Raw genomic sequence first — 12,583 nt, 5'->3', positions numbered from 1 at the left:
GGCCGTCTTCGATGCGGGCCCGGACGGCGTCGTCCGGAGCTGCCGGGTTGGTGCTCATGCCGGGCAGCCTATCCGTCATACGGGGGACGGCTCCCATCCGTATCCGCGCCCGCCGGGCTCAGCGCGGGGCGCCGTTCTCCCGGTGCTCCCGGTGCTGCTCGCGCTCCCCGGACTCCCTCGACGTACGGGCGGACTGCTCGCCGTCCTCGCCGCCGGCTGCTTCCTCGCCCGTTCCTTCCTGGCCGAGAAGCAGCGCTTCGAGCGCGGAGCGGCCGAGGAGGCCCTCGGGGCGCACGAGTTCGCCGCCACGTACGTAGAGGAAGGCCGCGCCGACGGATTCCAGCGGCACGCGCTGCTTCTCCGCCCAGGCCAGCCGGTAGACGGAGAGCTGGAGCGGATCGGCGTCGCGCGCGCGGCCGGTCTTCCAGTCGACGATGTCGTACGTGGCCGTGCCGTCCGGTGCGACGTCGCGGTACACCGCGTCGATGCGGCCGCGGACGACGCGGCCCGCGAGTTCGAGCTGGAAGGGCTCCTCGACGCGGTACGGCGTGCGCTGCGCGTACGACGAGCGCTGGAACGCCTCCTTCAGCGCGGTCAGATCGCGCTCGTCCGCGATGCCGTCGGGCTCGCCCGAACCGTCCGGCGCGATCGGGCCGCCCGATCCCACGAAGCCGTCGCCGGAGCCGGGCAGTTCGTCGGGGCCGAGCATCGGAAGAGTCAATTCCTCGAACCGGGACTCCACCCAGGCGTGGAACCGGGTGCCCCGGCGGGCGGCCGCGGGCTGCGGAGGACGGGGCATCGGACGGGCCAGCTCGCGCGCGAAGCCCTCCGGGTCCGCAGCCATGCGCAGCAGTTGCGACGCGGAGAGCGAGGACGGCAGCGGGACGTCCCGTACGGGGACGCGGGCGCGCCTGAGTTCGCCGGTGAGCGCGTCCAGATCGCGGTCCCAGGACGCGACGAGCCGCGACTCCTCGGGGGTCAGCCCGGGCTTGAAACCGGGGCTGAACTCGGGGCTGGACTCAGGGCTGGACTCAGGGCTGAGGGTGTCGTCCGGCCCGGCGGCCGCCTCTCCCCCGCCGAAGACCGACCCGGCAGCGGCCTGTTCGGAGTCCGCCGGCTCGGCGTGCTGCGGCTCGGCGTGCTGCGGCTCGGCGTCCCCCGGCACGTCGTCCGCGAGCCGCGCCAGCACCGCGCTCGCCGCCGCCCGCCGGTGCGCCAGCGCACCCTCGTCCAGCGGCAGCGGCCACTCCCGCGCCTCGGCGGCAGCGGCGGCGAGCGCCGGATTCTCCTCACCCTCACCGGGGGCCTCGGCCCACTGCTCGACCTCGCCGTGCGCCGGATCCGCCTCGCAGTGGGAGCGCAGGGCCTCCAGGAACGCCGAGGGCCCGCGGGGCCGCTTCTGGTGCGGCCCCCACCAGTGCCCCGAGCCGAGCAGCAGCGAGCGTGGACGCGTGAACGTGACGTAGCCGAGGCGGAGTTCCTCGGTGGCCTGGTGGTCCCGCATCGCCGTCTCGTAGTCCTTCACGCCCTTGGCGGTCCACTCCCGCACATCCGGGAGGGTGGCCGCGTCCCCACGCAGCGCGTGCGGCAGCACTTTCGGACGGCTGAGCCACGACTCGCGCGGCTGCTCACTGGGGAACTGCTTCGCGACGAGCCCCGGCACCGCCACGACGTCCCACTCCAGGCCCTTCGCCTTGTGCGCGGTGAGCACCTTCACGGCGTTCTCCCCGCCGGGCAGCGAGCTGTCGAGTCCCTTCTCGTGCTGCGCCGCCGTACGGAGAAAGCCCAGGAACGCGAGCAGCGTGGCCTCGCCGTCGAGCGCGGCGAACCCGGCCGCCACGTCGAGGAATCCGCTCAGCGTCTCGCGGCGGCGGGCAGCCAGCGCGTGCGGCGACGCGGACAGCTCGACCTCCAGCCCGCTCACCGCGAGCACGCGGTGCAGCACATCCATCAGCGGGTCGGCCAGCGAGCGCCGCAGATCCCGTATCTCGGCGGCGAGCCTGGTGAAGCGCACCCGCGCCTCCGCCGAGAAGGGAAGCCCGTCGTCGTGCCCGGAGCCGGAGTCCAGGAACGTCTCCAGGGCGTCGGCGAGCGAGACGACCTCGGCCGGATCGACGCCCTCGACGGCGGCGGCCAGGCGCCCGTCCGGATCGCCCTCGTGATCCTCCTCGTGCCGTACGAGGAGCTTCGCCCGCCTCCCGAGCAGCGCGAGATCGCGCGGGCCGATGCGCCAGCGCGGGCCGGTCAGGAGCCGTACGAGGGCGGCGTTGGCGGTCGGGTCCGAGAGCACCTCGCACATGGCCACCAGGTCGGCGACCTCCGGCAGATGCAGCAGCCCGGTCAGGCCGACGACTTCCACGGGCAGTTCGCGGGCGACCAGCGCGCCCTGGATCGCCGCGAAGTCGCCCGCGCCACGGCACAGTACGGCGATCTCGCCGGGCGGTGTGCCCGTACGGACGAGGTGGGCGAGCGAGTCGGCCAGCCACTCGACCTCGTCCTCCTGCGTGGGCAGCAGGGCGCACCGCACGAGGCCGTCGCGCTCCGCGCCGGGGGCGGGCCGCAGCGCCTCGACGCCCTCGTGGCGGCTGCGGAGCGGCGCGGCAAGGGAGTTGGCGAGGGAGAGCAGCCGGCCGCCGCTGCGGCGGTTCTCGCCGAGCGAGTGGCGACGGGCGGGACTGCCGTCGGCGTTCGGGAAGTGGCGGGGGAAGTCGTCGAGGTTGGCGACGGAGGCACCGCGCCAGCCGTAGATGGCCTGGCACGGGTCGCCGACAGCGGTGACGGCGTGGCCTGTGCCCTCGCTCCCGCGCCCGCCGCCATCGGGGCCCGCGGCCCTCCCGTGGGTCTGCCCCGCGCCGAACAGCCCGGAGAGCAGGACGCGTTGGGCCACGGAGGTGTCCTGGTACTCGTCGAGCAGGACCACCGAGAACTGCGCACGCAGCGCCCGGCCGACCTCCGGCACGTCGCGCGCCAGCGTGGCGGCGAGGGCGATCTGGTCGCCGAAGTCGAGCAGGTCGCGCTCCCGCTTGCGTGCTCGGTACTTCTCGACGAGGCCGAGGAGTTCGCCCCGGCCGAGCGCCGCCCGCGGCACACCGCGCAGCGCGGAGTTGCTGAGGTGGGCGCTCTCCAGGGAGGCGAGCAACTCCTCGTCGTACGCGCGGAGTCGGCCGGGCTGCACCAGATGCTCGTTGAGCTCGCCGTCGAGCGCGAGCAACTCCTCGACGAGTGCGGCGACCGGCCTGGTCAGCGCCTCGAAGGGGCCCGGATCGGAGCGCAGCACGCTCGCCGCGAGCTGGAAGCGCGTGGCGTCGGCGAGGAGCCGCGCGCCCGGCTCGATGCCGAGGCGGAGTCCGTGCTCGGTCAGGAGGCGCCCCGCGAACGCGTGGTAGGTGGAGATCTGCGGCTCGCCCGCGGCGGGTTCGAGACCGTCGAGGCCGGAGTCGGCCGGGTCGGCCGGGTCGGGATCCGGGTCCGTGACTCCCGCCCGTACGAGCGCCCTGCGGACCCGCTCGGTGAGCTCACCGGCGGCCTTGTTGGTGAAGGTCAGGCCGAGCACCTGCTCCGGCCGCACCTGGCCCGTGCCCACCAGCCACACGACCCGCGCCGCCATGACCGTCGTCTTGCCGGAACCCGCGCCCGCCACGATCACTTGGGGAGCGGGAGGCGCCGTGATGCAGGCGAGCTGCTCCGGGGTGAACGGGATGCCGAGAAGCTCTCCGAGCTGTCCGGTACTGGTGAGTCGTGCGGGCACGGGAGAGACGCTAACGGCTCGCACCGACAACCGGCGGAGAAAGCCGGCCGCCGACCGCCCGGACGGTACATCAACTGCACGCGCGCGCAGGGCAGTCCGCCACGTCTGCCGAGCCGTCAGGGGCGAGGAGTTCGACCCTCGGGGGGTAGGAGGGACGGGGGGTGGCAACCGTTGCGCGAGCCGGTCACTCGATGATCTGGCGGCCCTCGGTCCGCGCGGAGCAGGCGCTGCGGAAGGAGCAGTGCGAGCAGTGCGTGCCGGGCGAGGGCACGAACCGCTCGTCGAGGACGCGTCCGGCGGCCTTGGCGAGCAGCTCGCCGATCCACTCGCCGCTCCCGCCCTCGCCCTCACCGCCGCCCGCGGAGGCATCCGTACCGGAATCAGCACCGCCATCGGCGTCCTCGCCGCCGCCAACGGCGTCGCCGTCCGGCGTCAGCGCGTCCTGACGCTGCACCACCGGCAGCGATTCGCCGCCGTCCCGCTCGGACGCGCCCAGCCGCAGATGCACCAGCTGCGCGCCGCCGGGCTCCGGGCGCCGTCCGCCGAAGAGATGGTCGGCGGCGCCTTCCCGCACGGCCAACTGGTAGACGGCGAGCTGCGGATGGCGATCGACCTCCTTGCCGCTCGGCCTGGAGCGTCCCGTCTTGAAGTCGACGACGTACGCACGCCCCTGCCCGTCGCTCTCCACGCGGTCGACGCTGCCGCGGATCCGCACCTCGTACTCCCCCGCCTCCAGCGTCACGTCGAAGCCGAGTTCGCTGCCCGCGACGCGGCTCCCCTCACCGTCCCCTTCACCGTCCGGCTCGCCCCCCGCGTCACCACGCGCCTCGTCGCCGCCCCGCATGACGTGCCAGCGCAGGAACCTCTCCAGCGCCGCCCGCGCGTTCTGCTTCTCCTGCCGTGACTGCCACGGCGCCTCGAACGCGAGACCGTCCCAGACCGTCTCCAACCGCTCCATGAGCACCGCGAGATCGGCGGGCGTGCTTCCGGAGGCGACCTCGTCGGCGAGTACGTGCAGCACGTTCCCGAAGCCCTGTGCGGCGGTGGCCGGGACGTCCGCCTTCACCTCGCGGGCCAGGAACCAGCGCAGCGAACAGGAGTTGGCCAGCTGGTCCAGCGCGCTGCCCGACAGCGTGACGGGCAGGTCGCGGTCGCGGAGCGGCACCGCCGACCGCGTCGGCTCGTCCAGCCCCCACCAGCGGTGCGGATGCGCCGCCGGTACGAGGGCGTGGCCCTCCTCGTCCCGCAGCCCCGCCAGCCGGGCGAGCCGCTCGGCCGCGGCCGAGCGCAGGGCGGGCGAGGCCGCCGGGTCGACGGTCGTGGCGCGCAGCTCCGCGACGAGTCCGGGCACCGAAAGGGGCCGCCGCGGACGGGAGTTGACGGTCTTCGGCTCGACCCCCAGTTCGCCGAGGAACCGCGACGGCTGATCGCCGTCGTCCGCCGGTGCCCGTACGGCGGTGACGACCAGACGCTCCTTCGCACGCGTCGACGCCACGTAGAACAGCCTGCGCTCCTCGGTCAGCACGGCGCCCGGCGTCAGCGGCTCGGCGAGCCCGTCGCGCCCGATGCGGTCGGGCTCCAGCAGCGAACCGCGGCGCCGCAGATCGGGCCACAGCCCCTCCTGCACGCCCGCGACGACGACGAGGCGCCACTCCAGCCCCTTCGAGCGGTGCGCCGTCATCAGCCGTACGGCGTCGGGACGTACGGCACGGCGCGTGAGCGTGTCCGCGACGATGTCCTGGGCGTCGACCTCTTCGAGGAAGTTGAGCGCCCCCCGGCCGCCGCTGCGCTCCTCCGCGCGGGCCGCCGCGTCGAACAGCGCGCACACGGCGTCCAGATCGCGGTCGGCGTTGCGCCCCGCGGCTCCGCCCCGGAAGGCCGCGCGCTCCAGGCGCCGCGGCCACGGCGTGCCGTCCCACAGCTGCCACAGCGCCTCCTCCGCGGTGCCGCCGCCCGCGAGCAGTTCCCGGGCCTTGCGGAGCAGCAGACCGAGGCGCTGTGCTCCGCGGGCGTACGCCGGGTCGTGCGCCACCAGGCGCTCGGGCTCGGCGAGCGCCTCAGCGAGCAGTACGTCTGAGGGCCGCGGGACCCTCGCGCCCGCCGCGCGCTCCTCCTCGCGCAGGGCGCGGCCGAGACGGCGCAGATCGGCGCCGTCCATGCCGCCGAGCGGTGAGCCGAGGAGGGTGAGCGCGGTCTCGGTGTCCAGCCAGCCGGGCGCGGGGGTGCCGCCGGCGTCCCGATCGCCGCCGCCCGGGCCGGAGTCGGCGGACTCCGGGCCGGCCGGATCGGGGACTTCGGGATCGGGGACTTCGGGATCCGGGACTTCGGGATCTGCACCACCCGAACCCGCGTCCGCGGCGTCCCCGGCAGCGGCGTCCGAACCGGCGCCCGGCTCGCCCCCCGCCACGGTGTCCAGCGCCGCGCTCGCCCCCGTGTCCGCGTCCGCGTGAGCGGCCGCGCTGGCCACCGCCCGCAGCGCCGTCAGCAGCGGCGCGACCGCCGGTTCATGGCGCAGCGGCACGTCGTCGCCGTCCACGTCCAGCGGCACGCCCGCCGACGTCAGCGCCCGCCTGGCCGCCGGGATCGTACGGCCTCCCGCACGCACCAGGACCGCCATCTCGCCCCACGGGACGCCCTCTTCGAGGTGTGCGCGCCGCAACAGGTCGGCGATGTTGTCGAGTTCGGCGCCGGACGTCGGGCAGGTGAAGGTCTCGACCCGCCCGCCCGGCCGCTGGGCGACGAGCCCGCGGTGTGCCCGTACGGCCTCCGCGGGCAGCCGCGTCAGCGGGATTCGGCGGGCGACCTCGCGCGTGGCCTCCAGCAGCCGGCCGCCGCTGCGGCGCCCCGCGCGCAGCACGCGCACCGGCGCGGGCGCACCCGAGCGCTGCCGGAAGACCTGCGGAAAGTCGAGGATGCCGTTCACGTCGGCGCCGCGGAACGTGTAGATCGACTGGTCCGGGTCGCCGAAGACGACGAGGGTGCGGCCGCCGCCCGCGATCGCCCGCAGCAGCCGCACCTGGGAGGGATCGGTGTCCTGGTACTCGTCGACGTAGACGGCGTCGTAGCGCCCGCGCAGCTCGGCGGCGACGTCGTCGGTCTCGGCGAGCAGCACGGCGCGGTGCACCAACTCGGCGTAGTCGAGGACACCTTGGGCGTCGAGCACGTCTAGGTACTCGGCGAGGAAGCCCGCCGCCGCGGACCAGTCTGGTCTGCCGGTGCGCCGCGCGAAGTCGCCGAGCTCGTCCGGCCCGAGGCCCAGCTCCCTGGTGCGGGCGAGCACCGCCCGCACCTCGTCGGCGAAGCCTCGCGTGGTCAGGCAGGCGCGCAGCTCGCCGGGCCAGGCGATCCCGCCGCGCCCCTCGGACTCCAGCGCGAGCTGGCCCTCCAGCAACTCCCGGATGTACAGGTCCTGTTCGGGACCGGACAGCAGTCGCAGCGGCTCGGCGAAGAGCTCGGCGTCCTGGTGCGCGCGGACGAGCGCGTAGCAGTACGAGTGGAACGTCGTCGCCTGCGGGGCGGACGCGCGCTCCACGAGGCCCGTCAGGCGTGCGGCCATCCGGTCGCGCAGCGCGACGGCGGCCTTGCGGCTGAACGTCAGGACGAGGATGCGCTCGGGGTCGCCTCCCGCCCGTACCCTCTCCGCTACGGCCTCGGTCAGCGTCGTGGTCTTGCCCGTGCCGGGACCGGCCAGCACCAGCAGCGGCCCGCCGGAATGGTCAACCACTTCGCGTTGCTGTGCGTCCAAGGCAGGAGCGGCGGTGGGCTCCGGCCGCGTGCGCACCAACCGGTACGTACCCGCGCCCGAACCGGGGCCCGGGGCCGGACCGGTGCCGGACACCGGCCGGTGCGCGTACGGGATGGAGGAGCTCACGTGGATCGCCTCGGGGAGGGTCTGTGCTGACTGGTGCAGACGCTACGCCAGCGGGCACACGGGCCGCAGCGCAGTGCTTGTGTACTCCGTACGGGTGGCCCGGTACGAGCAGGGAGCGGACATGGCGGAAGGTGGTAACCGTGAGCAGCCGCAGTACGTGGTCACATCTCGCCGCCGTCCCATCGGGCCCTGCGCATGTCGATCCGCGGAACGTGTCCCTCCGTGGCACGGCCGGCCTCACGCAGCGGTGTGCCCTCGGCCCGGTAGTGCTCCAGCGCGCGCAGCTCGTGCCCTTCGAGCAGCACGCCGTCGGCCCGTACGACGCGCCACCACGGCGCGGCACCTCCGTACAGCGCCATGACGCGGCCCACTTGACGGGGGCCGCCCTCTTCGAGCCACTCGGCGATGTCCCCGTACGTCATCACGCGGCCCGGCGGGATGCGCTCGGCGGTGTCGAGAACCCGCTCCGCGTACTCGGGCAGTTCAGGCAGTTCGGGCAGCTCTTCCCGCTCGGGCGGCCGGGGTGGCTCCGGCCCGTCCGGTGGCCCCGGCTCGCTCGCATGCATGCGGGCCATGGTGCCGTACGCCACCGACAGCCGCCGCGACGGCGGACTCGGCGGACGTGCGAGCCCACCCTCGGCGGCCGGTCCCGTGCGGCCTCGTGCCACCATCGTGCAGGCGGTGACGAGTGATACGGGACCAGGACGGACGGGCAGCCGGTCAGCGGCAAGGTGAGCGGCCCGCCACGGGAGCGGGCGGTGGCACCTCCCGCGGTGCTGCCCGCGGCCGGGGCGACGCGCGCCCCGGAACACCGGGCCGGGGCGAGCCGCACGGCGCGCGGGAGTGGCACGGCCCGGACAGATCGCCCGACGGGGACGAGTCCCGGGACGGGGACGGATCGGGTCGTACGGGCGGATCGGATCGCGGGGACGGGCCAGGTCGTACGGGCGGATCGGATCGCAAGGACGACAGGGGGCATGCGGACGGCGCAGGACCCGGCGCGGAGACGCCGTCCGAGCCGAACGACGCGGTGGACAGCGACGAGCCGCTGCTCTCCGCCCGCGTGCACCGCCCCTCCGATCTGCTGCGCCTGGGGCTCGGCCTGCTGGCCATCGCCGTCGTGCTGGTCATCGCGAACTTCGCGCACGGAACCACCGCGGGCCTGGAACAGGACATCGACAAGGGCACCCAGCAGGCGCCGCCGCTGCTGATCAGCGTCACCGGGCTCGCGTCCAGCATCGCGATCCTGCTCGTCCCGGTGGCGTTCGCGATCGAGCGGCTGATCAAGCGGGACGGGCTGCGCATCGCCGACGGCGTGCTGGCCGCCGTCCTCGCGCACGGCGCCTCGCTGGCCGTCGACCTGTGGGTGGCGCAGGCCGCGCCCGACTCGGTGCGCGACGCCCTCACCAAGCAGATCACCGACACCGACCTCACGACGCCGGTGCACAGCTATCTCGCCCCGGTCATCGCCTATATGACCGCCGTGGGCATGGCGCGCAGGCCGCGCTGGCGGGTGCTGCTGTGGGCTGTGCTGCTGCTGAACGCCTTCGCGATCCTCTTCCCCGGCTACTCGACCCTCTTCTCGATCATCGTCACGGTGCTGATCGGCTGGTCCGTCGCGTACGGGACCCTCTACGCCGTCGGCACCCCCAACGTCCGCCCCACCGGGCAGACGCTGCTCGCGGGGCTGCGGCGGGTCGGCTTCAACCCGGTCAGCGCGCAGCGCGTCGAGGATCCGGAGAGCTTCGACCCGGCGGAGTCGGGCGACCACGGCCGCCGCTACCTCGTCACGCTGGAGAACGGCCCGCCGATCGACGTGACCGTCGTCGACCGCGAGCAGCAGGCGCACGGCTTCTTCTACCGGGTGTGGCGCCGCCTGACGCTGCGCGGCATCATCCAGAACCGCAGCCTCCAGTCCCTGCGCCAGGCCCTCGAACAGGAGGCGCTGCTCGCGTACGCCGCCATCGCCGCCGGAGCCAACGCCCCCCGCCTCATCGCGACCTCCGAGCTGGGCCCGGACGCGGTGATGCTCGTCTACGAGCACATCGACGCCCGCACTCTCGACTCCCTCCAGGACGAGGAGATCACCGACACCCTGATGCGCGCGGCCTGGCGCCAGGTCGAGGCGCTCCAGTCGCGGCGCATCACGCACCGCCGCCTCGTCGGGGACGCGCTGCTGGTGGACGGCTCCGGCACGGTCTATCTGACGGACATGCGAGGCGGGGAGATCGCGGCCGGCGACGTCGTACTGCGCATGGACATCGCCCAGTTGATGACGACGTTCGGGCTGCGGGTCGGCGCGGAGCGGGCGGTCGCCGCCGCCGTCGACGTGCTCGGCCCGGACTCCGTCGCCGACAGCCTGCCGCTGCTCCAGCCGATCGCCCTCAGCCGCCGTACGCGCACCACGCTGCGCAGGCTCGCCAAGGAGCGCGCCCAGCGCGAACGCACCGCCGTCATCGAGGCGTCCCGCGCGGGCAAGGAGACCAAGGGCCAGGGCGGGGAGAACGCGCCGCACGCGGCCGCGCAGAAGTCGGACCGCAAGTCGCTGCGCGCCGAGAAGAACGCCGAGAAGCGGGCCATCGACGACGCGCTGGAGGAGGCGCGCGAGGAGGACCTGCTGGCGCTGATCCGCAAGCAGGTGCTGCTGATCAGACCGCAGGCACCGATAGAGCCGGCGCGTCTGGAGCGGGTCAAGCCCCGCACGCTGGTCACCTTCATCGCGGGTGCGCTGGCCGCGTACTTCCTGCTCTCGCAGCTCACGCAGGTGCAGTTCGGGCACGTCGTCGGGGAGGCGAACTGGGCCTGGGTGGGCGGTGCCGCGCTCTTCTCCGCGTGCACCTACTTCGCCGCCGCCATGGCGCTGCTGGGCTTCGTGCCGGAGAAGGTGCCGTTCCTGCGTACGGTCGTCGCCCAGGTCGCGGGTTCCTTCGTCAAGCTCGTCGCTCCGGCCGCCGTGGGGGGCGTCGCGCTCAACGCCCGCTTCCTCCAGCGGGCGGGCGTACGGCCCGGGCACGCGGTGGCGAGCGTCGGCGCCTCGCAGCTCTTCGGGCTGGGAAGCCACATCACGCTGCTGCTGCTCTTCGGCTATCTCACCGGCACCGAGCACACCCCGACGCTCTCGCCGTCGAGGACGGTCATCGCGGGTCTGCTCGCGGCGGCCGTGCTGATCCTGATCGTCACGGCGATCCCGGCGCTGCGCAGATTCGTCTCCACCAGGCTGCGTTCGCTCTTCGCGGGCGTCGTTCCCCGGATGCTGGACGTCGTTCAGCGGCCGAGGAAGCTCGTGACGGGCATCGGCGGGATGCTGCTGATGACGCTGCTGTTCGTGATGTGCCTGGACGCCTGCGTGCGGGCGTTCGGCCACGACGCGAGCTACGCGAGCATCGCCGTCGTCTTCCTCGCGGGCAACGCCCTGGGTTCGGCGGCCCCGACGCCGGGCGGTCTGGGCGCGGTGGAGGCGGCGCTCATCGCCGGTCTCATCACGTTCGGGGTGCCGAAGGAGATCGCGACGCCGGCGGTGCTGCTCTTCAGGCTGCTGACGCTGTGGCTGCCGGTCGGGCCGGGGTGGCTGTCGTTCACGCATCTCACGCGGAAGGGCGCGATCTGATCCGCGTCTCCGAGTCACGCTCCGGGGAGCACGCCGACGGCCGGGGCCCGGCGCGCGGTCTGCGCGGTCCGGGCCCCGGCCGTAAGCGATGCCGTATGCGGTGCCGTATCGGTGGGAGCCTGCCGGCTCAGTACACCGGCTTGTCCGGCTCGATCTGATTGACCCAGCCGATGACGCCGCCGCCGACGTGCACGGCGTCCGAGAAGCCCGCGTCCTTCAGCACGGCGAGGACTTCCGCGGAGCGGACACCCGTCTTGCAATGCAAGACGATCTTCTTGTCCTGGGGCAGGTCCTGAAGCGCGTTCCCCATGAGGAAGTCGTTCTTCGGGACGAGCTTCGCGCCGGGGATCGAGACGATCTCGTACTCGTTCGGCTCGCGCACGTCGATGACCTCGATGGACTCGCCGTCGTCCATCCACTCCTTGAGCTGCTTGGGAGTGATGGTCGATCCGGCCGCGGCCTCCTGCGCCTCGTCGGAGACGACGCCGCAGAACGCCTCGTAGTCGATGAGCTCGGTCACGGTCGCATTCTCGCCGCAGACCGCGCAGTCCGGGTCCTTGCGGACCTTCACCTGCCGGTAGCTCATCTCCAGGGCGTCGTAGATCATCAGGCGGCCGACCAGCGGCTCGCCGATCCCGGCGAGCACCTTGATCGCCTCGTTCACCTGGATCGAGCCGACCGACGCGCACAGCACGCCCAGCACGCCGCCCTCGGCGCAGCTCGGCACCATGCCGGGCGGCGGGGGCTCGGGGTACAGGCAGCGGTAGCAGGGGCCGTGCTCGCTCCAGAAGACGGACGCCTGGCCGTCGAAGCGGTAGATGGAACCCCATACGTACGGCTTGTTCAGCAGCACGCAGGCGTCGTTCACGAGATAGCGGGTGGCGAAGTTGTCCGTCCCGTCGAGGATCAGGTCGTACGGGGCGAAGATGTCCATCACGTTCGAGGAGTCGAGACGCTCCTCGTGGATGTTCACCGTCGTGTAGGGGTTGATCCCCAGCACCGTCTCCTTCGCGGACTCGGCCTTGGAACGCCCGATGTCCGACTGACTGTGGATGATCTGGCGCTGCAGGTTCGACTCGTCGACCTCGTCGAACTCCACGATCCCCAGCGTGCCCACGCCCGCGGCGGCCAGGTACATCAGGGCGGGCGACCCGAGGCCGCCCGCACCGACGCAGAGCACCTTGGCGTTCTTCAGCCGCTTCTGCCCGTCCATCCCGACGTCGGGGATGATCAGGTGACGCGAGTACCTGCGGACCTCGTCAACGGTGAGCTCGGCAGCCGGCTCGACCAGGGGTGGCAGCGACACGGGGACTCCGTTGGTCGGTGGAACGTACGGTTGTTCTTCCGTAACACTGCC

General features: G+C 73.5%; 5 protein-coding genes. 1 reads left to right on the top strand and 4 read right to left on the bottom strand.

Annotated elements, in window-relative coordinates:
* Window positions 1-118: 118 nt before the first annotated feature.
* From QQM67_RS03200 to QQM67_RS03190, 3 genes are all read right to left on the bottom strand, one after another.
* Entirely contained in the window at window positions 119-3,748 is a 3,630-nt protein-coding gene (locus QQM67_RS03200; RefSeq protein ID WP_314171964.1) for an ATP-dependent DNA helicase, read from the bottom strand.
* A 184-nt stretch (window positions 3,749-3,932) separates the two neighbouring features.
* On the bottom strand, window positions 3,933-7,586 hold the full coding sequence (locus QQM67_RS03195) for a UvrD-helicase domain-containing protein (protein WP_399065226.1): 3,654 nt from the start codon (window positions 7,584-7,586) through the stop codon (window positions 3,933-3,935).
* 194 nt (window positions 7,587-7,780) lie between these two features.
* The gene (locus QQM67_RS03190; protein WP_314171963.1) at window positions 7,781-8,185 is read right to left on the bottom strand and encodes an MGMT family protein; all 405 of its coding nucleotides are present in this window, start codon (window positions 8,183-8,185) and stop codon (window positions 7,781-7,783) included.
* Window positions 8,186-8,307: 122 nt separating this feature from the next.
* On the opposite strand from QQM67_RS03190, the gene QQM67_RS03185 reads away from it, so the two are divergent.
* The gene (locus tag QQM67_RS03185) at window positions 8,308-11,226 is read left to right on the top strand and encodes a flippase-like domain-containing protein (protein WP_399065029.1); all 2,919 of its coding nucleotides are present in this window, start codon (window positions 8,308-8,310) and stop codon (window positions 11,224-11,226) included.
* A gap of 127 nt (window positions 11,227-11,353) precedes the next feature.
* Here the strand turns inward: QQM67_RS03185 and moeZ are convergent, their stop codons facing one another.
* Window positions 11,354-12,532, bottom strand: a complete 1,179-nt coding sequence (moeZ, locus tag QQM67_RS03180) for an adenylyltransferase/sulfurtransferase MoeZ (RefSeq protein ID WP_314171961.1) — start codon at window positions 12,530-12,532, stop codon at window positions 11,354-11,356.
* Window positions 12,533-12,583: the final 51 nt, after the last annotated feature.

Source organism: Streptomyces winkii (assembly GCF_032248595.1).
GTDB classification, from domain to species: domain Bacteria; phylum Actinomycetota; class Actinomycetes; order Streptomycetales; family Streptomycetaceae; genus Streptomyces; species Streptomyces winkii.
The sequence above is the reverse complement of the archived record's forward strand: the minus strand, read 5'-3'. Positions and strand labels throughout refer to the sequence as shown.